The following is a 20516-nucleotide window of genomic DNA, read 5'->3' as shown; positions in this document are numbered from 1 at the left end:
TTTACAGGGAACAACTCAACCCGCTCTCCGTCTTAGGATTTTCATTTTTTTTTAGGTTATATCTACAATGGAGTATCCAGTGGTGATAAACTCCGGAGAAGACGGATTTTTTTTCCTCAAAGTAGTTATTGATTTAAGCAGGCCTTTATGAGGAAATCGAGTCATTCATCTATTTAAATTGAGAACGGATATATGTTTAGTCAAAAAGTATTGATGATCACTGGAGGGACTGGCTCGTTTGGTAATGCGGTCCTTAAGCGGATGCTTAATACCAATCTGCGGGAAATACGTATTTTCAGCCGTGATGAAAAAAAGCAGGACGACATGCGTAAAGCCTACAATGATCCCCGGCTTAAATTCTACCTCGGTGATGTCCGTAATAAGCAAAGCGTTGCCGCGGCCATACGGGGAAGTGACTTCATTTTCCATGCGGCAGCCCTGAAACAGGTACCCTCCTGTGAATTTCACCCGATGGAAGCATTCCGAACTAACGTTCTGGGCACAGAAAACGTTCTAACTGCAGCCATCGAAGCGAAGGTACGTCGAGTTGTTTGCCTGAGTACGGACAAAGCGGTCTATCCAATCAATGCGATGGGTATTAGCAAAGCCATGATGGAAAAAGTGATGGTTGCCGCAAGCCGCAACCTTGATGCTGCACAAACGATAATCTGCGGCACACGCTATGGTAATGTAATGGGCTCACGCGGGTCGGTAATACCCCTGTTTACAGACCAGGTTCTCAATGGCAATAAAATTACTATTACCGATCCTCAAATGACGCGGTTCATGATGACGCTGGCCGATTCAGTTGATCTTGTGCTATTCGCCTTTGAACACGGCAGGAATGGGGATATATTTGTGCAGAAAGCCCCTGCTGCGACAGTAGAGACGCTTACTAAAGCCATTCTTGAACTAATGCACAAGGAAGATCATCCTGTATCGATCATTGGCTCACGACATGGTGAAAAGCTTTATGAGTCCCTGCTCAGCAGAGAGGAGCGTGCCTATGCAGAAGACCTTGGTGATTATTTCCGCGTTCCACCTGATATCCGTGACCTTAACTATGGCAAGTTTGTAGAAAAAGGGGAACAGCGGATCACGCAGGCTCTCCATGAAGAGGAATACAATTCACACAACACCAGACGATTAGATGTCGAGGGAATGAAGAAACTGCTGATGAAACTCGAGTACATGCAGAAAATCGTACGACGTGAAACTGCCATCCCGGAGCGAGTCTAGTGAAAGTATTAATCACAGGATCACAAGGATTTATTGCAAAAAATCTGAGGCAGCAGCTTAGCGAACGTAAGGATGTGGAGATAGTTTGCTTTGACAGGACACATGATGTCAACGAGTTGAAGCCTAAACTCAAGGCCGTTGATCTGGTATTCCATCTCGCAGGCGTCAATCGCCCACAGGATACGGAAGAATTCATCACCGGCAATCGAAATCTCACAGAAGCCTTATGCGATGCCGTCAGCTCTATAAGTGCCGCTGAAAATCGATCTATCTCACTGGTATTTGCATCATCCATTCAGGCAGAGAGAGACAATGACTACGGCCGCAGCAAACTTGCCGCGGAGGATGCGGTATTTACTGCTGCAAATGACAAAAATGTCTCGGCCTATGTTTTCAGGCTGCCTAATGTATTCGGTAAATGGTGTCGTCCAAACTACAATTCGGCGATCGCAACTTTCTGCCACAATATTGCCCGTGGGCTGCCTGTTCAGGTGCATGATAATTCTGCCCCATTGTCGCTGGTGTATGTCGATGATGTGGTTGACTGCTTCATAAGTATTATGGATGGAACAAAACCAGCCATTAACAGCAATGGCTTTGCAAGCGTAGCTCCCCAGTATTCGACCACCGTTGGAGAGGTAGTCGATCTGATTCACCGTTTCAGAGAGAGCCGGCAATCCCTGACGACCGAACGCGTTGGTACTGGTTTAATACGAGCCTTATATTCAACTTATGTCAGCTATCTGCCTGTTGAGTCATTTCACTACTCGTTACAGCAGCACTGCGATGCAAGAGGCTCATTCGTTGAAATGCTTAAGACTCAGGATAGCGGTCAATTTTCCTATTTTACCGCTCATCCGGGAGTAACTCGTGGCGGACACTATCATCATAGCAAAACAGAAAAGTTTCTTGTGATTAAAGGCAAGGCACGGTTTAAGTTTCGTCACATACAAACAGGCGAGACCCATGAAATTGTCACTGACGGTAAATCTGCCGAGATTGTGGAAACAGTTCCGGGATGGACGCATGATATTACCAATATCGGCGATGATGAAATGATCGTGATGCTATGGGCCAATGAAATTTTTGATCGTTCGCGTCCCGATACCTATGCTTGCCCGGTTTGAGAGTAAAAATGAAAAAATTGAAAGTAATGACCGTCATTGGTACGCGTCCCGAAATTATCAGACTGTCACGCGTATTGGCAGCACTGGATGAACACTGTGATCACATACTGGTACATACAGGCCAGAATTATGATTATGAGTTGAATCAGATCTTCTTTGATGATCTGGGCATTCGCAAACCCGATGTTTTTCTTGATAGTGCTTCGGGCAGTACAGGTGCAGCACATACGATTGGAAATTTGATCATCGCAGTTGATCGCGTTCTGGCAGAACACAGGCCTGAAGCGGTGCTGGTTCTGGGTGATACGAACAGTTGTCTCTCGGTCATACCCGCAAAGCGGCGTCAGATTCCCATTTTTCATATGGAGGCGGGCAATCGTTGTTTTGATCAGAGGGTACCCGAAGAAACCAACCGCCGCATAGTTGACCACACAGCAGACATCAATCTGACGTATAGCACGATTGCAAGAGACTATTTACTCAGAGAGGGACTACCCCCTGACCAGGTTATCAAAACAGGCAGCCCAATGTATGAGGTTCTTCATCACTATCTACCGAAAATTCAGGCTTCCGAGGTGATGGAAAGATTGGGATTATACAAAGAGCAATACTTTGTGGTAAGTGCCCACCGTGAAGAAAACATCGAATCAGACAAATCGTTTCACAAACTGGTCTCAGCTCTGAACGCAGTAGCCGAGAAGTATGAGTTACCTGTTATTTTGTCAACCCATCCGCGTACGCAGAAACGACTGGATACGACTGGAGTACGCCTGCACGAGTTAATACGCCCGCTGAAGCCGCTTGGCTTTCTTGATTATGTGAAGCTGCAAATGTCGGCAAAGGCTGTCTTGTCTGACAGCGGAACCATCAATGAAGAATCCTCTATTCTCAACTTCCCAGCGCTTAATCTACGTGAGGCGCATGAGAGACCAGAAGGCATGGAGGAGACTAGTGCAATGATGGTTGGCCTTGAAGCTGAGCGAATTCTTCAGGGACTCGACATTCTGGAATCCCAATCACGTGGTGAGAAACGGCAGCTGCGCCTTGTAAGCGACTATAGCATGCCCAATGTTTCCGACAAAGTATTACGGGTAATCCACAGCTATGTGGACTATGTGAATCGTGTAGTATGGAAAAAATATTAATTAAAACCAGGGCATCTGGGATCAGTATACTTTCTATATTTTGATTCCTCTTGCTGAAAGCTGCCTTTCTGTAGTGTTTCAGGGAGGTTTCTTTAATGACTTGGGTATTAGTTTACGGATAATCCAGTTACGCTATTGCCTGCAAATCTAGGATGATCAAAGCCATGACGTTATACAATCTAATAAAAAAAGTAACACCACCGAAGGCAAAACGATATATTAAAGCCGCTCTTTACGACAATAAATATATTAATTTTGCAAGAGTAACCCTCGGCATCAGGCGTAATCGTTCGGAAAGTTTAATCAGGCTTTGGCAGTTTGCGGAGCAGAACCGTAGCGGCAAGGCCGAAAAAATTTATCAAAGACTATCCAGGCTGGAACGAACCAACCTCACGAATTACACTCTGTCTGCATTAGCCACATTGCGCCTAAAAAATGCCGAAGGTGCTTGCGAAATATTTGAACAGGGAATGCGGATTTATCCTGAAGACAATTGGTTAAGAATATACTATCTCCAGACTTGTGCTCACCATAATTACGTCCAGCGTTATTTCAGGTTTATGCAGCAAATTTCAGGCGCAGAACTTACTAATACTTCGGCAGCGGACTTCTATAAAGAGGTGATTAATGCGGGCATACCATTAAGCTTCTTAATTAATTATCACACAATTAAACAAGCTTGTACCCCTGATGAATTCAAATCACTGGAACAATACTTTATTTCACATATTTCAAAAAACAACTTCGATTTCCAAACTGCAAAAAGCGCCATTTACCTGGGAAAACACCTGGATATTGAAACTGAATTTTTCCAGAATATGTATGAAGCTGCATGCAAATCATTTCATTCCAAAAAGGATTCCCAAAAAATACTCCATACTTTAAAAGTGATTGCCTCATTGTCTTTGCCCTTTATCCCCTCTGAAGAAGCAATCACGCAATTTATCGAATCATGTAAACAATTGGCATCCGAATCAATAACCCTTAATTCGCCATCCAAAGATTTGTTATTCGAATGGGGTTCCTGGCAATGCATATTCACATCTCCTGATGCCGGCGCCAGGCAATACCATCATGCAATGCGGGCACTGGAGCGATTTTCGTTTTCTACATGGCCGGAGCTTAATTATACAGCGTCTCATGTCGTTGGGCAGCCGCCGACTTCGCGTAATCCCGCTAAAAAGATTAGAATTGGGTTTATCGTTTACGACTTCATGCCCATGATGTCTGGCTTGTTGCGCCGACTGGATAAGAACTTATTTGAAACCGTTTACCTGCGTCCAGGTAACGAGAGCAACTCTAACATTGCGAAAGGCTGGCTGGCCAGTACTGATAACATAGTAGAATTCCCTGCTGATGATACCAAACCCGCCATTAAAATTATAGCAGCTCAAAAGCTCGACATCATCGTTTCAGGGCCCAGCACCCTTTCAATGTTTTTCCCACTGATGGCCAGGCTTGCTCACCTCCAAATGATTTTACTGGAACCAAACTGGACCAATGGGTTAACCAACTCAGACTATTACATTTCATGGCGGCCTGCAGAGCCGGTTAAGCCAGATGAATTCTATCAGACTGCGGTGTCATACCTCGAGCATCCGCCCTACTGGATCGAAAGACCAGCACATACTGTCAGTTCAACATTCTCGGAAACTGAGCGCGACGAAATCCGCAAAAGACTATTGAATTGCGGCCCTGAGCAGCATGTGTATTTATGCGCTAACACTCCTCCCAAAATTCATCCACTAATGGATGAAATGTTACATGACTTATTGAAGGCTGATCCGGATGCAAGAATTGCTATCCTTCGAAGCGATATCCCCTCCGGTACAATTCTTAAAGCAAGGCTTACGCAGAAGCTGGGGCAGGATATTAATCGATGTATTTTCCTGACAACTTTAAGCAAGCAGGATGCTCACTCTCTGTTAATGAGCGTTGATTGTTGTTTAGACTCGTTTCCTCTTTGCGGCATGTCTTCAAGTTTTGATGCTATGATGCTAGGCGTTCCTGTAGTTACCCTTCCTTTTGACATCCCCTTTGGTAAGTGGACAGCATCCATATATGACTACATCGGTGTTTCCGGGCTTGTTGCCAGTAATCAGAAAGAATATATTGAGTTGGCAATGCGTGTTGCCAGAGATAAAGCCTGGCGAAAGCAAAAAATTCAGGAAATCAAGGAAAAATCCTCCCTGTATGTAGAAAGCGTAACGGCCTTTGAAGAGTTACAAAACTTCATCCTCAAGGCCTGGGAAAGGAAGCTGGCAGGTCTGCCTTCTGCCAACTGGATAAACGGTGAGTGGCAGGATCAATAAGTCATAGGCGCTTTGTATGATGCAGCATTTGTAATTTATACTGCACATGGAACAAAGCGTCAGGCTTAAACCTTAACATCAGTTTTAGATAATTGTTGCAGATTAATACAGCAATAACCGTTTTTTTCAGAGCGAGGCAGTTCTCCCAATTGCGGAGGTAAATAGGAACATCGGATAATAAGCCCGGGACTATCTATCTTGGTTAAAAAGGGTTTGAGCCGACCATTCGTTAAATCCTGGCCGTACCCGGCTTCCGAAATGTAAAGCACATGAATTGGATTTGATTGATCCTTAAAAGCGTAATAGGTCATTTGATCTACGACAAGATTTTTTACTTTGTCAGTAGACAGTTTACATTCCTGAGCAAGGGTTTTCAGTGTTTGGATATGCTTTTTAACCCCAAAAACAGGCATAGATAAGTATTGCCCAGAAATGTCTGCATCGGGTGTACTGGAGTTAGTGATCATAGCCGGAAGATAATTACCGACTAAAAACGACATAGAAAGCGATGCAAAGAGCATCAGTATTATTGAAAGGGAATTAATGCGGTTTGAAAGTCTATTTTGTACAGTGGTCAGCGGCAAGCTTAATATCAGCATAACAGATAGAGGTAAAAATTGACTTGCTCCGTAAAAATTCCAGATTTTATAAAAAAACGAATTCCCAAGGGATCCGAAAGCAAGCAGGCCTCCTAATACTATGGATGTAGTCAATGTACGCATTATTAAACCATAAACAAGAACACCTATGGCCAGTAGATGGCTGCCGATAATAAGCAGGTAAAGTACAAATTCAATGCCCATATTAAGCAGATGAGAAAAGATTCCCGCCTCCGCACCACTGGGAAGCCAATAAGATTGATAGAAGGGTTGAAAAACGAGATAACTAATTATTTTCCCCGGTACCTCCTTTAAATTAAAAAAACCCTGCTTAAAGAATTCAAGCGGCGACTGCCAAAGAAATGAGGGGAAGAGTGTATTGGAGGCTAACACGGTATTCAACACGGGCGTTTGTTCACAATTAGCCATTATATGGGCAGTTTGAATTGTCTTATAAGCCAAAACGAGCGGAATCAAGAGCATAGCTGCTTGCAACAAGCGCGGGCCTTTCTCGCTTATACAATATGCAACAGCCATCATAAATGGTAAAAAGAATAGCGTTTGGGGATGAATATAAAAAAAGCAACTGCAGAGTAGTATAAAAATTAGTCCTGCCAAACATTGCATTCTTATTGAAAACGTATTTTTCCAAAAAAGACAATAAAGAAAGGACAATAGTAGTATAAGCATAAGTACTTGCTCAGGCCTGGCCATTATGAAGTTAAACGGCATAACACCCAGAGCGATACTTGCTGCAAGCAAAGCCGCCAGAAAATAAGCGGCAGTCTGTCGAGGTTTAATAATTTTAAAACACCAGTAGCCTATTCCTGAAAGCCAGAGAAAACAGACGACGAGGCCGCTTATGCGCAGGCCCAGGGGAAACAAATATTTATAAATTAATGAATAAGTCAGGGCCGCTGGATAAAATATCCAGGATATTTGTACATTCATCGTTTTCAGGCATTGTGGAAAAAAAGAGAGGGATTTTCCTGATTCTTCAAAAAAGCGGCTTATCGCCCACTTCATTACCACCTCATCAGTATAAACAGGCAAAAAAATACCGGAGATGAGAACCAGGCAAAACAAAGAAAGAAATAAATAGGGTAATTTTGCTAGAATGTTTTTACCAAGATGCGATAAATAAAGCGGTTGAAATCGGTTGTTATTCATCATTTGAGACAATTTTCAGCCTTTTGAGGTTAGAGCCGAGGCGCTAAAAATGCGTTTTATGTTACAGAATAAGATTTGATATTACAACTTGAAGGTTTATAAACTATCCACCGGGATTGTAAGAAATCGCCGGTAGGAAGCTTTTGAAAATTAACTGTATATTCTTGTCAATTCACTAATTCAACCGAAATTTCTGTGGGAGCAGATTCACAGGCTGTTGATGACTTCAACAATTGCTGCCCGGAAGAAATGTCCTCCAACACTTTAATATGTTCATTAACCACATGAGTCCAGTTCCGGTGTCGTAATTGCTCAAAGGTTTTTGACTGGATATCAAGTAATTGCTGACGGTGTTGTATCGCCCATTCCATTTTACTAGCCATATCTTCCCAGCTATAGGGATCAAAAAAACTGAACTTTTGTAATAAGGGATCAGTCAACACTTCCTCAGCAACTGAAATTCTTGACATCACGACGGGCGTTCCCACCGATAAGGCTTCTGTAAATGTAAATGGGCATCCCCCTTCACTCAGGCTTGGATTGACAACCAAATCAGCAGATTTATAAAAAGCAGCCAACTCCTCTACAGATAAACCATGAAGGCAAAACACCTCTTTTTGCAGGGAGTGCTTAATAATAAACTCCTGTACCCCTTTAAACGCTTTAGTATCACCGGTGAGAATCAGTTTATGGGGCCTTAGATTTTTCCTGAGAAGATGCACATAAGCCCTTAGCAGAGTAATTATATTTTTATTCGGTCTGAATTGGCTGGCATAAAACAAAAACCTGAACTCGACATTTATGAAATTCCTAATGTAGCTGTTTTTACTTCGCGATAATGCTTGCCCTATTAAATTATGACAATAGGCCCTGGATAAACTCTCAGCTCTTTTTCCCTGCTCATGCATGGGCAACACGAAGGAGTCCAGCGTAGAGGGGGCATGCTCAATAACGGCAATATTCTCTGGGTCTATGCCATAGCGATCAACTAAAACCTTCCACTTGATAGTCTCACTGTATACGGCAAAATATTTTCCGGCGTAAATGGCAGATTCCAGAGCTTTAAAATTGTCCAGAAACCGATTGCCGCCAATATCACAAAATCCGATAGGAAACTCTGATAGTACAACATCTGGAACACACATTAGCTTTGGACCCTGTATTCGATTGAAAGAGGGCCAGAATGCGGTGGGCGCATACCATGCACGAACCTGAGTTTGCTGGTCGATTAACTGATGCAGCTGCTGTATTTCAATTTCCTCCATTAATTTGAAAAGTCTTACGAGCACCCGGCTATCTTTTGGAGTATCCAACCTGGAAACCGCCTGCTCTGTGCGTCTTTCAAAGGACTTGAACAGAGTGAGTTTCTTCAATTTCTTCCCATCGAATGTCTTGTAGAGGTAGACGCCCAGAGCAATTACAAATGCGATGACCACCAGCGCAGGAAAGCACAATCCTAAAAGCATCAATAGCAAAACACCGGGATCGAAAATCAATTTCAGCAAAGAAGAAAATGTACGTGCCTGAACTAATTTTTTTGTACTGCGGCGAACAATCCTTAAGAGCCTGGGCTTGATTTCAGTTTTAAAAATACGGCTCAAGCGACCCGATTTTTGTTTTCTTTTTCTTAAAGAGGAATAAAACTCATAACAGCGTAAAATGTAGGGTATGGAAGCGGGCGATACAATTTTAAAATTGCTCTCTGGTACATTCTCACTTTTAAACAGTTCTATAAGCGATTGTCGCGACCAACTCGGGCAGGCGATAATAAAACAAACGTCCTGGCGATCGGCTGCACCCTTTAGAAAAGAAGCCAGATAACGTCCCAGGCCCTCATGCTTTAGATTAACAGTGGGAGGATAAGCTAAATATATTCCATAATATTTTACAGACATTCGCGTACCACCCTCCAATACTCATTAGCTAGTTTCTCAACCTGCCGCTCAGCTAATTTAGCGTCTGCTGGCAACAATTTCTTCATTGGCTGATAATTGTTCTCCATTTCTTTTAACCCGGCAGCCATTAATCCTGGATTATCAGGATTCATCCAGGTCAAATTTAAACTGAAAGTCTCGTTCATTTCACGCATTGCCGGATAATCACTGCTTAGCGAGGGCACGTTTAAACTGGCGGCCTCAACAACACTTCCTGTTCCATTGTCAATTCTGCATGGATGCCAAAGGAATTTAGCGCCTGCCAATTTTTTCTGATACTCAAGTTCAGATAACTCACCCCAGAATATAATTTTTTCCTGTAGATTTTTAAGCGCTGAAATATTTCGACGAGTTTGAGTAGAAACCGTTTCTAAAATATCCTGGGCATTTACCCCGGTTACATGACAGGCAAATTTTCCATCCAGGCGGGTGTAATAGATATATAACGCTGTGAGCGCATTCTCAAGGTTCTTGTGAAGCGCCTTATTGGTTGTCCACAGAAAATAAGGTTCTTCCGGGATAGGCCAGGATTTCTCTTTCTTGAATAGGTCCATCAGCATAGGCACCTGTTTCACTTTTTCAGGCTCTATTCCAAAATACTGGTGGGCATCCTCTTTCGTAAATTGAGTGGTTACCAGCACCCCGTTTGCCTGGCGTACCGCCTCTATGCAACCAATGTCATCAGAAGGCAGGATTGCAGGGATATAGCGCTGAATACAGTCATAAATAATGTACAGATTGGGTCGTATCGGCAGGAGAGGCAAGTTCATTCTGTCAGAAACTACAATCCAAAGATCACAGTCAAGAGAGTCATTGATCCCATCATCCGGCACACAATAGCTTCGGCTGGTAGGTTCCCAGTCGTCATAACCGGCATAGCGCATAGCACGTCTGGCTTCAGGGGACGATAGTATTTTCCACTGATAGCTGCGTCGCTGTACTCCTGGATATAATGAATTCCAATCCTCCTCAGAATAAATACCTGGCTCATCAAGATGGAAAAAAACAACCTCAGCAGGCTCCTGCCACTCCCTGCTGCCCTGATATAATGCTTGTGTAATCAATTTGGCTGCTTTAAGAGTTCCGCCTCGGTACCCGATAGGAAGTATGACTGCAATTTTTTTGCGAGGAGCCAGTGTAAAAGCGGGTCTTTGCTGTTGCGGCTTACTTAATTCTTTTAAAACCTGGGTAAATGAATTGCGCCAGGCGGATTCACAATGTTTCCAACTAACCTGTTCGAGAATACTGAGCTGGGTTTTGCGAATCTCATTGATAAAGTCCCAATCATCATTCAGGATTCGTTTTATTTTTTCCTGAGCGTCGCTAATGTTCAGGCATCTTCCAGGGAGGTAAGAACCTCCGAGCTGGTCAAGCACTCCGCCAGCCATAAAGATCAATGGCATACCTGACTGGATTGCTTCCAGAGGATATTTGTGAAGGTATCTTTGCTCCTCGTTATAATAGAACATGACCCGCATTTCACGTAAATTTACTTCGTGTTCTGCTTTGGGCTGGAATCTTAGAATATTATTTGCATTTTTTGGCATAAATTGCTGTTCCCCGGCTATCACATAAGGGAAACCAGCAAAATCCTTGCTAAATTTTTCCTGGGTTTTCTGATTATAACTATTACGAGCCAGATCAGGACAAACAAACAATATCGACTTGTCACTACCTTCCCATGACTCTGCCATCGCAGATTCAGTTAAACCAACGGGCAGGTAAATTGCGCGTTTTTTAATATACTCGGGCTCATTAGCTTTGATATTTTCAAATGCTTCTCCGAACCAGAATCGCGAGCCGAGAGACCTTACCAGTCTTGGGTTGCTGCAGCTGTTCAGCAAATGAAGATTTATAATACTCGAATAGGCAAGTTCATTCGGAATTCCGTAGGCGCGTAAAATCAGGGTGCCTTTGAATTGGTTAACAAACCGGCATATGCCGGCATCCCCCCAATGAATGATAGCAATATCAAAATAGTCGTTTGCAATCGACATCGCTTCGTCATCAGGAGCTGAATACCAGTCTGTTTGATTTAACAGGCTTATTTTTTCCTCAGGTATGCTTAAACCAGCATCTTCAGAATAATCAACAGGATCTGGAATGTGCGTGCAGGAAACTGGTGAGATTTTAGGTAAGTAAATTTCATGGATGCCTAGTGTTTTTAACATGGCGATCTCGAACTTTTTGGCGTCGGCGTCATGAATCAGCCACATCACTCTCACTGGTTTGTGATTCTTAAGTTGATGCTGGCTCGTTACACAATTTATTTGCATTTTACCTATCACTCATAATCAATCAATTTACGACAGCTGGCTTCCCGGGAGCTCCTGCGATGAACATATTTTTTTTGCCGGCGACCCTGCATACACACCGGGTTCGTGGATGTCTCTGATCACTGTGCTGCCAGCTCCAATAATCACATTATCGGAGATACTCACCCGATCGCGGATAACTGCACCTGCACCGACAAATACAAATTTACCCACTGACACATATCCGGCTAAAACCGTATTAACTGAGATGTGACTAAAATCACCCACTGAGCAATCGTGCTCAACGATTGCGCCTGTATTAATAATACATCCTCGTCCAATTGAGGCCTGTGGTCCGATGCTTGCCAAATGGCCCACAAAACTACCGCTACCGATCGAGGTTTCCAGAGACAGATTACTTTTTGGTGAAATTATCGAAGCAATCTGCCATTGTTTCTTAATCGCCTCATTCATTTGTTGCTCGCGCCGGCTGTTATCTCCTGAAGCTAAGCAGCAATCCCGGGTTTGATCAGGATAAGTATTTAATACCGGGAAATTGATAAACTTCTCTTGAGGCCGGGCGTTCGAGTCTACAAATACCAATTGCCTGTAACCAGCAGAAAACGCAACATCAGCAACGCTTCTGGCATGTCCGCCATATCCCATGACCACAAGCATGATGTTAGATTTATCCATACTTAGGCAACGCTAAGCTCATTAATTTGGTGGTAAAAAGTAATGGCATCGGTTATTGCACCATCAAAAACAAGCTCGCCATGATGGAAAACAAGCCCTCTCTCACATAGATTTTTTAAAGCGGAAAAATCATGGGACGCTAAAACAAGAATTTCTGCCCTTTCAATCAGACTGTGTATACGGTCTTTTGCTTTAAGCATAAAATTTGCATCACCGGCACCAATGACCTCATCCAGCAATAAGATATCGCCGCCTACCGTTGTCGAAATAGCGAATGCCAAGCGAACCTGCATCCCTGCTGAATAGGTTTTGATAGGATAGTCTATAAACTCGCCCAGTCCGGAAAACTGAACGATTTCGGCTTCTTTTTCTTTCATGAATCGTGGCGTCAAGCCTAGCAGCAGACCACGATAGAGAATATTTTCGCGGCCTGTCGCATCAGGCTCAAACCCTAAGCTTAAATCGAAAAGTGAGCGGATCTGACCGCAGACATCCAGCTTTCCAGATGAAATGGGGTAAAGTCCGGCTACAGTTTTTAAAAAGGTGCTCTTGCCAGCACCATTATGGCCAAGTAAGCCAACACGCTCACCCTGCTCGATAGTCAGGCTCACATTTTTCAATGCATGAATATCTGACATCAAATGTTTATTTTGTTTTGGTCTGCCGAGTTTACTCAGTAAGGACTTGAGCGAACGCTCCTGATAGGCGACAGAGGAATACACCAGGTTCACATTTTCCAGTTTGATATAATTTTTTCTCATAAATAAAATATCACTCGACGTTCTGATTTTCGACCGACCAGCACCGCTAGGCAAAAGAAAATAAATGCTGCGCACAGACAAGCCAGATAGTTAGTAAGCGTTGGCCACTTGCCTTCAAGCACAGGAGCACGGATTATTTGCAGCAGATGGTATACCGGATTGTAATCAACCAGCCCTCCAAGCCCGCCGCTACGAAACATTTTTTCTTCAAAATAGACAGGTGAGATAAACCAGATCATCTGTAAAATTAATCCCATTGCATGTGGAATGTCTCTGAATCTTGGCCCCAGATAAGCCAGCAGACTCGCTAACGGCCAGACAATTAAGGCGAGTATTGGAAAAAATGTGAAAATGGCCAGCCAACTGAAGCCAAAATTTTCAGGCATCACTACAACAGCCCAAACCCACAGTACTGTACTAGCCAGCGCCAACACAATGATGTTGCATAAAAGCAGGCGCAGGGTGTATATGGCCAGAGGATGCCTGCATTGCTTAATATAGGCATCAGCCTGTACAAAAGCGAGGGAACCACCAGTTAGGGTGGAGCCAATAAACTCCCAGACAATCAAGCCTGACAGGATATATGGCGCATAGCGTGTAATATCGATATGAAATAGTCTGCTGAATACCAATGACAAAAGTATAGTCATCCCCAATGGTTGAATAATTGACCACAAAATACCCATTGATGAGCGACGCCACCGTGATCTTAAATCAGAAAGAGCAAGATGTGACCAAAAATACCGGGATGACCAAATGCCTTTTAAATAATTATTCATAAACAATCTTTTTTAACCAGTTTTTATCAAAACTGACTGCAGAGCAGTTCAATAAATTGATGTAAATGACTAGTGCAGAATAATACGCTAGTTATGGTGATAAATAAAGCAATTCATTATGACCAGTTATTATACAAATCCCTGCTTATATCAAAAAAAAGACCTTATGATTTCACAGATATAAGCCACATCCTTATACTCAAGTATCGGGGAGCTAGGCAAATTTATCCCGCGTTCAGACAGCGATTGAGCGACCGGAAACTCTCCTTTTGCAGCACAGTGCGGTAGCTGATGCGATGGATGGAAGAATGGCCGTGTTTCTATGCCCTTAGATTTCATGAAATCACGAAGAGGCTGACGCTGATTTGCGTCATCAACAATAATTGAACACATCCAGAAGGAATGTCGCGTATTTTCCATTTCTTCATGTGAGTATAACGGCAAATCGGCTAATCCTTCTTTATACCAGGCAGCGATTTCGCGTTTTTTAGCGAGAATTGCATCCGCTTGTTCCAATTGCGCCAAACCGATTGCTGCACAAATATTAGTCATTCGGTAATTGTAGGCCACAATATTATGCCAATATTCGCGTTCTGGAGAAACGCCCTGATTCTTCAGATGACAGGCGCGCTCATATAAGGCTTTTGTTTTGCAAAGAACCATACCGCCTTCGCCGGTGGTAATTGTCTTGTTCCCAAAAAAACTGAAGGTCGCCGCATCGCCAAAAGTACCCACATGCTGACCTTTATAGAGCGTGCCAAAGGCTTCTGCACAATCCTCAATTAAATACAGCTGGTGCTCTTTGCAGATGGCAGTCAGTTGATCCATCTCGCAGGGCAGGCCATAAAGATGGACGGCCATCACTGCTTTGGTACGTGGTGTAATTTTACGGATAACATCCGCAGGATCAATTTGCAGGCTTGGCTCTAATGAATCGACATAAACCGGTGTGGCGCCAGTCTGGAGAATGGTATTCACTGAGGCAACATAAGTCAGTGTAGGCACGATTACTTCGTCACCTTCGCCCAGGCCCAGCGCTTCCAAGGCCAGGTGAATGGCTACAGTGCCATTGGAAACAGTCGTTGCATAGGGCGAGCCGGTATATTCTGCAAAAGCCTTCTCAAATCTGGAAATGAATTCGCCCTTGGATGAAATCCAGGTGGAATCCAGACATTGATTAACATATTCTTTCTCACGACCACTAAAATACGGTTGATAGACTGGGATCATTCTGTGTTCACCTGCTAAGCATTATTCATTGAAATTGGTATATTTAAAACCGTGCTGGCGCATCAAATCATCGCGTTGCGCTTCTTTCAAGTCCTCACTCATCATTTCAGTGACCAATTCTTCAAATGTCGTTTTAGGCTCCCAACCTAACTTCTCTTTTGCTTTAGTGGCATCACCAAGCAGAGTTTCTACTTCAGCAGGCCGGAAATAGCGTGGGTCCACCTCAACGATACAGCGGCCCGTTTTGGCATCATATCCCTTTTCCTGCTCGTTCTCACCTTCCCATTGAATGTCAATCTCTATCTTTCTGGCTGCGATTTCAACAAATTCGCGTACAGAATGCTGCTTTCCAGTGGCAATCACGAAGTCTTCCGCTTGATCTTGCTGTAGCATCAGCCACTGCATTTCCACGTAATCACGAGCATGTCCCCAGTCACGCAAGGCGTTTAAGTTACCCAGATAGAGTTTATCCTGGAAACCCAGTTTTATTCTTGCCAGCGCGCGGGTAATTTTACGAGTAACAAACGTTTCACCGCGAATAGGGGATTCATGATTAAACAGAATTCCGTTACAAGCATAGATCCCATACGCTTCGCGGTAGTTTACAGTCATCCAGTAAGCATAGAGTTTGGCAACTGCATAAGGGCTTCGTGGATAGAAGGGCGTGGTTTCACGCTGAGGAACTTCCTGTACTAATCCATACAGCTCAGAGGTGCTTGCCTGGTAAAAGCGGGTTTTTTTCTCAAGGCCGGTAATTCGTATTGCTTCAAGAAGTCTTAATGCGCCCAGAGCATCTGAATTGGCGGTGTACTCAGGCTCTTCAAATGAGACAGCGACATGGCTTTGCGCGGCCAGATTATAGATTTCATCCGGCTGTACCTGCTGCACAATACGGACAAGGCTTGAGGAATCCGTTAAATCACCATGATGCAAGGTTAAATCATAACCTTTGCAATGAGGATCATGGTACAGATGGTCGATACGCGCTGTGTTAAACAAAGAAGATCGACGTTTGATACCATGAACTTCATAGCCTTTTGCCAATAGTAATTCAGCAAGATAAGCTCCATCTTGTCCAGTGATACCAGTAATTAATGCGACTTTCTTTTGCATGCTATTTCCTCAACCACCATTTCGTATTTGTTGCTAATTAAAAACGTGAGCTAGTCTGCGTGGATTAATGATTCCACTTCACGTACCCGTTCGTTAACCAGAGAATGACAACCACGCGATTCAATATTAAGACGTAATAAGGGTTCAGTATTGGAGGCACGAATATTCATACGCCACTGACTGAACTCAAGACTTAAGCCATCGGTTCTATCGACATGAGGAGTTTCTTCTCCGGTCTTTTCATTTAAGTAATAATTTAACACCCTTTCAAGAACCGGTTTCACATCGGTGACCTTGTAATTTAATTCGCCGCTGCAGGGATAAAGCGACATTCTTTCCTTGACCAGTTGCGATAGTGTTTTACCTGTTCTTGATAATAACTCAAGAACAAGCAGCCAGGGGATCATCCCGCTATCACAATAGGCAAAATTCCGAAAATAGTGATGGGCGCTCATCTCGCCGCCGTAAATGGCATTCTCCTGCCGCATTCTTTCTTTAATAAAGGCATGCCCCGTTTTACTTTGGATAGCCAGACCACCGGCATTGCTCACCACATCGATGGTATTCCAGGTGAGTCTGGGATCATAAATGATTTTTTCAGCAGGATATTGTTTAAGAAAGGTGGCGGCCAATAAGCCCACTATGTAATACCCCTCAATAAACTGGCCTTCTTCGTCAAAGAGAAAACAGCGGTCAAAATCACCATCCCAGGCAATACCCATTGCCGCCTGGTGTTGCTTTACCGCATCAGCGGTTGAGGAACGATTTTCCGGCAGCAGGGGATTAGGAATACCATTGGGAAAATGTCCATCCGGCTCATGATTAATCTTGATAAACTGAATGGGGATACTGCGTTGCTTAAAACGCTTTTCCAATTCATCTATCACATGACCTGCTGCACCATTTCCGGCATTGACCACCAATTGGCAAGGCCTTATCGTCTGCAGGTCAATATATTCCAGCAAATGATCGCAATAGGCCTGCAATATACTTTGCTGTATGCAGCTTCCTTTTCTGGAAGGAGTTGTGAATTCACTCTGTTCAGCAAGGCGTTGAATTTCTCTAAGCCCGCTATCGCCGCTAATTGGCAGCGCTTTGGGTCCGACCATTTTCATGCCGTTATAATTCATAGGATTATGGCTGGCCGTCACCTCGATGCCGCCATCGACATCCCAGTGAAACGATGCGAAATAGACTTCTTCGGTGCCGGTCAGACCCAAATCAATCACATCCGCACCGGCATCATTAATTCCACGGATGAGTGCCGCCTTTAGAGACTCTGTTGACAGCCGGATATCACCGCCAACTACCAGACGTTTGGCATTCAGAAACTGCGCAAAGGCCCGGCCTATGCGATAAGCAATTGACTCATCAAGGTCGATACCTAGTTGCCCGCGTATATCATAGGCTTTAAAGCAGGTTAGAGCTGTCATTACACTCGCCCGTAATTATCTTCAAATCGGATAATATCATCTTCTCCCAGATATTCTCCACTTTGAACTTCAATCATGACCAGATTCAGCACCCCAGGATTTTCCAAACGATGCCGATGTCCTGCGGGGATGTAAGTAGACTGGTTCGTTCCCACCAGCATTTCCTGATCGCCATTAACAACTTTCGCCATGCCGCTGACCACAATCCAGTGCTCGCTGCGATGATGGTGCATTTGTAAACTTAAACTGGCACCCGGTTTAACTTCAATACGCTTGATTTTGAAGTTGGTACCTTCTTCCAATACGGTGTAAGTACCCCAGGGCCGATGAACTGTACGGTGCAACTTATGCGTTTCATGACCTCGTGCCTTTAATTCGGCGTAAACATGCTTTACATCCTGGGCACGCTGATTATTCGCGACCAACAGGGCATCCGGTGTATCAATGATAATTAAATCATCTACACCAACAGCTCCTACCAAACGGTCATTACTCTGAATATAACAATTACTGCTTTCATGAATTAACGCCTGGCCTTCGACGCGGTTTCCTGCTTCATCAGGCGTTGATAAATCGCCGATTGCCCGCCAGGAGCCGATATCGCTCCAGCCAATATTGCAAGGCACCACAGCCACTTTTGAATTATGCGATGCAGGCTCCATTACCGCATAGTCTATAGAATTATCAGGTACTTCAGCGAATAAGGCAGAATCAAGATGAGTCTGCTCCGAACCCTGGCTAACATCATGCCTTGAAGCTGAAATGCAGCTGGCCGTTGCCTGTAATATTTCGGGACAAAACTGTTCTAATGCTTCCAGTATGCGGCCTGCTGTGAAGCAAAACATACCCGAGTTCCACAAATAATTACCAGAATCGATGAATGCCTGGGCATTTTCTTTTGATGGTTTTTCAACGAAACGGCTTACTGAATAGCCTTCCGGTTTTCCTTCCTGCGTCTTAAGATTAATCGGCTCAGTAATATTGGCTTCAATGTAACCATAGCCCGTTTCCGGATGATTGGGCTCAATACCAAACGTAACCAGATGACCTGCCGCTGCCAGCATGCTTGCCTGGGCAACTGCTGTCTGAAAAGCATCCTGATTCTCAATCAGATGATCCGCTGCCAAAACCAGCATAACGGCATCATCCCCGTATTTTTTAGCAATCGTCAGTGCAGAAGATGCAATCGCTGCGGTGGTATTTTTACCAAAAGGCTCAAGAATAAATGAGGTATAAAGCGACTCACTGTTGACTTCGCGATAAACATCCTGAATTTTGAAAAATAACTCACGATTGGTAACCGTCATTATTTCTTTAACACCAGGAATCAAAGCGCCGCGTATAAATGCTTTTTGTAATAAACTTTGGCCGTCACTGAGTTGAATAAAAGGCTTGGGATGTAATTCACGCGAAACTGGCCATAAGCGGGAACCAGCTCCTCCGCATAAAATTGTTGGTATTATTTGCATTAAATCCTCACTGAAATCCTGAAAACTTCGGGGCGAATAGTCTGTTGGCATGCCTTTGTAAAACGCTGCATATAAAGATTTTCTCGGAGTTTACCCTAGTCCTTGGCAGAATGGAACCTTAACCCCTTGGTTAAATGATGAGCTCTCGATAGATATTGGCATAATCAGCAGCCATTTTATCTGCTGTGAAATGTTTAAGATAGCGGCTTCGCGCATTTTCTCCCATTGCAGCAGCTCTTTCTGGGTTACTCCACAAATCAGTTAAAGCCTCTTTTAACTTCAAGGGGTTTTCTGGCGGAATAACGAGGCCTGTTTCCTGATGCTGATTGATAAAGCTGGTCCCTGAACCAATTTCACAGGAAATTAATGGTTTGCCAGCCATCGCCGCCTCAAGAAGGGAAATTCCGAATGCTTCCGAGCGTAAATGGGAGGGAAATACGAAAGCATAAGAAAGCTTAAGCAAGGCCATTTTATCTTCGTCTTCCAGGGCACCCGCAAAATAAAGCTGTTTTAAACCGAGCGATTCTGCCTGCTGTTTCAATGTGGCTTCTTCAGGTCCGCTTCCGACAATGACGACCGGATAATCCAGATCTTTCAATGACATCAATAAGGTATGCAGACCTTTATAATAGCGAAGCATTCCTACAAACAGAAAAAAGCGCTGGCCTAACCGTTGCCGCCAAAGGTCCAGTTTCTCCTTGGCAGGAAGAGGATACATCGATTCATCGAGCCCAATAGGTATAATGCTGGTTTTTTCTTTATAACGATTAAGCACCTCACTGGTTGCGATATAATTTGGCGAGGTAGCAATTATTCGATCGACTCGTCCTAAAAAAGCATGCATTAAAGGCTGATAAAGTTTTAACAGATTTTTTTGGCGGACAATATCTGAATGGTAGGTGACCACCGTTGGTTTTTTTATCCGTGAGGCAAAATGCACCACATCCATAAATGGCCAGGGAAAATGATAATGGATAACATCGGCTGCATTGGCTAGCAGCCGGAAGCGCTGGATAGCTGAAAATGAAAATCCGGTTGAAGCCAGTTGAAAGTTCAGAGGGGCACGATGAACTGTATGACCTGCAAACTCAGTAGTGCCCGCCGTTTTATCTTTGCTTAAGGATAATACTTCACTGGAAACGCCTTGGGAGCTAACGCTATTAATCAGCTGATAGATAAATTGCTCCACCCCACCCTTACTGTCAGTGATATAGGTTTTGTAAAAATGAAGGACGCGCATTCCAACCTGCTTTA

General features: G+C 43.8%; 15 protein-coding genes. 4 read left to right on the top strand and 11 right to left on the bottom strand.

Going from position 1 to position 20516, the window contains the following annotated elements; all coding sequences use genetic code 11:
* Window positions 1–192 precede the first annotated feature (192 nt).
* The 4 genes from E1O89_RS06605 to E1O89_RS06590 all read left to right on the top strand — a co-directional run bounded on the left by E1O89_RS06605 (window position 193) and on the right by E1O89_RS06590 (window position 5823).
* Complete coding sequence (locus E1O89_RS06605) at window positions 193–1239, top strand: polysaccharide biosynthesis protein (RefSeq protein WP_133139475.1); 1047 nt, start codon at window positions 193–195, stop codon at window positions 1237–1239.
* The gene (gene wbjC, locus E1O89_RS06600) at window positions 1239–2366 is read left to right on the top strand and encodes a UDP-2-acetamido-2,6-beta-L-arabino-hexul-4-ose reductase (RefSeq protein WP_133139474.1); all 1128 of its coding nucleotides are present in this window, start codon (window positions 1239–1241) and stop codon (window positions 2364–2366) included. Before E1O89_RS06605 ends, wbjC begins: the two co-directional genes overlap by 1 nt.
* Window positions 2367–2374: 8 nt before the next feature.
* Entirely contained in the window at window positions 2375–3511 is a 1137-nt protein-coding gene (gene wecB, locus E1O89_RS06595) for a non-hydrolyzing UDP-N-acetylglucosamine 2-epimerase (RefSeq protein ID WP_133139473.1), read from the top strand.
* A gap of 164 nt (window positions 3512–3675) precedes the next feature.
* A complete protein-coding gene (locus E1O89_RS06590) occupies window positions 3676–5823 on the top strand; it encodes a tetratricopeptide repeat protein (RefSeq protein ID WP_165483086.1) in 2148 nt (715 codons plus the stop codon).
* 65 nt (window positions 5824–5888) lie between these two features.
* Here E1O89_RS06590 and E1O89_RS06585 read toward each other — a convergent pair whose 3' ends face one another.
* The 11 genes from E1O89_RS06585 to E1O89_RS06535 form a co-directional block, all read right to left on the bottom strand.
* Window positions 5889–7604: a hypothetical protein gene (locus tag E1O89_RS06585; protein WP_133139471.1), complete on the bottom strand. Its 1716-nt coding sequence runs from the start codon at window positions 7602–7604 to the stop codon at window positions 5889–5891.
* Window positions 7605–7759: 155 nt separating this feature from the next.
* The gene (locus E1O89_RS06580; protein WP_133139470.1) at window positions 7760–9487 is read right to left on the bottom strand and encodes a glycosyltransferase; all 1728 of its coding nucleotides are present in this window, start codon (window positions 9485–9487) and stop codon (window positions 7760–7762) included.
* Complete coding sequence (locus E1O89_RS06575) at window positions 9478–11802, bottom strand: glycosyltransferase (RefSeq protein WP_133139469.1); 2325 nt, start codon at window positions 11800–11802, stop codon at window positions 9478–9480. The genes E1O89_RS06580 and E1O89_RS06575 overlap by 10 nt, the downstream gene beginning before the upstream one ends.
* 27 nt (window positions 11803–11829) lie before the next feature.
* Entirely contained in the window at window positions 11830–12477 is a 648-nt protein-coding gene (locus E1O89_RS06570; RefSeq protein ID WP_133139468.1) for an acetyltransferase, read from the bottom strand.
* A 2-nt stretch (window positions 12478–12479) separates the two neighbouring features.
* On the bottom strand, window positions 12480–13238 hold the full coding sequence (locus E1O89_RS06565; protein WP_133139467.1) for an ABC transporter ATP-binding protein: 759 nt from the start codon (window positions 13236–13238) through the stop codon (window positions 12480–12482).
* Window positions 13235–14017: an ABC transporter permease gene (locus tag E1O89_RS06560; protein WP_133139466.1), complete on the bottom strand. Its 783-nt coding sequence runs from the start codon at window positions 14015–14017 to the stop codon at window positions 13235–13237. Before E1O89_RS06560 ends, E1O89_RS06565 begins: the two co-directional genes overlap by 4 nt.
* A 150-nt stretch (window positions 14018–14167) precedes the next feature.
* The gene (locus E1O89_RS06555) at window positions 14168–15247 is read right to left on the bottom strand and encodes a DegT/DnrJ/EryC1/StrS family aminotransferase (protein WP_133139465.1); all 1080 of its coding nucleotides are present in this window, start codon (window positions 15245–15247) and stop codon (window positions 14168–14170) included.
* Window positions 15248–15268: 21 nt separating this feature from the next.
* On the bottom strand, window positions 15269–16360 hold the full coding sequence (gmd, locus tag E1O89_RS06550) for a GDP-mannose 4,6-dehydratase (RefSeq protein ID WP_133139464.1): 1092 nt from the start codon (window positions 16358–16360) through the stop codon (window positions 15269–15271).
* Window positions 16361–16410: 50 nt separating this feature from the next.
* Entirely contained in the window at window positions 16411–17793 is a 1383-nt protein-coding gene (locus tag E1O89_RS06545) for a phosphomannomutase CpsG (protein WP_133139463.1), read from the bottom strand.
* Window positions 17793–19262 (bottom strand): mannose-1-phosphate guanylyltransferase/mannose-6-phosphate isomerase, encoded by a 1470-nt coding sequence (locus E1O89_RS06540; protein WP_133139462.1) that lies wholly within the window; start codon window positions 19260–19262, stop codon window positions 17793–17795. The genes E1O89_RS06545 and E1O89_RS06540 overlap by 1 nt, the downstream gene beginning before the upstream one ends.
* A 130-nt stretch (window positions 19263–19392) precedes the next feature.
* Window positions 19393–20502 (bottom strand): glycosyltransferase family 4 protein, encoded by a 1110-nt coding sequence (locus E1O89_RS06535; protein WP_133139461.1) that lies wholly within the window; start codon window positions 20500–20502, stop codon window positions 19393–19395.
* Between the last annotated feature and the right edge of the window lie 14 nt (window positions 20503–20516).

It is taken from the genome of Legionella genomosp. 1, from assembly GCF_900640215.1.
In the GTDB taxonomy this organism is placed as follows: domain Bacteria; phylum Pseudomonadota; class Gammaproteobacteria; order Legionellales; family Legionellaceae; genus Legionella_C; species Legionella_C quinlivanii_A.
The sequence above is the reverse complement of the archived record's forward strand: the minus strand, read 5'-3'. Positions and strand labels throughout refer to the sequence as shown.

Excerpts from the sequence above, each read along its gene's own strand:
- E1O89_RS06560 (WP_133139466.1), bottom strand. The coding sequence starts at position 14,017 with ATGAATAATTATTTAAAAGGCATTTGGTCATCCCGGTATTTTTGGTCA.
- E1O89_RS06535 (WP_133139461.1), bottom strand. The coding sequence starts at position 20,502 with ATGCGCGTCCTTCATTTTTACAAAACCTATATCACTGACAGTAAGGGT.
- wecB (WP_133139473.1), top strand. The coding sequence starts at position 2,375 with ATGAAAAAATTGAAAGTAATGACCGTCATTGGTACGCGTCCCGAAATT.
- E1O89_RS06605 (WP_133139475.1), top strand. The coding sequence starts at position 193 with ATGTTTAGTCAAAAAGTATTGATGATCACTGGAGGGACTGGCTCGTTT.
- E1O89_RS06540 (WP_133139462.1), bottom strand. The coding sequence starts at position 19,262 with ATGCAAATAATACCAACAATTTTATGCGGAGGAGCTGGTTCCCGCTTA.
- E1O89_RS06590 (WP_165483086.1), top strand. The coding sequence starts at position 3,676 with ATGACGTTATACAATCTAATAAAAAAAGTAACACCACCGAAGGCAAAA.
- E1O89_RS06580 (WP_133139470.1), bottom strand. The coding sequence starts at position 9,487 with ATGTCTGTAAAATATTATGGAATATATTTAGCTTATCCTCCCACTGTT.
- gmd (WP_133139464.1), bottom strand. The coding sequence starts at position 16,360 with ATGCAAAAGAAAGTCGCATTAATTACTGGTATCACTGGACAAGATGGA.
- E1O89_RS06570 (WP_133139468.1), bottom strand. The coding sequence starts at position 12,477 with ATGGATAAATCTAACATCATGCTTGTGGTCATGGGATATGGCGGACAT.
- E1O89_RS06575 (WP_133139469.1), bottom strand. The coding sequence starts at position 11,802 with ATGCAAATAAATTGTGTAACGAGCCAGCATCAACTTAAGAATCACAAA.
- E1O89_RS06565 (WP_133139467.1), bottom strand. The coding sequence starts at position 13,238 with ATGAGAAAAAATTATATCAAACTGGAAAATGTGAACCTGGTGTATTCC.
- E1O89_RS06545 (WP_133139463.1), bottom strand. The coding sequence starts at position 17,793 with ATGACAGCTCTAACCTGCTTTAAAGCCTATGATATACGCGGGCAACTA.
- E1O89_RS06555 (WP_133139465.1), bottom strand. The coding sequence starts at position 15,247 with ATGATCCCAGTCTATCAACCGTATTTTAGTGGTCGTGAGAAAGAATAT.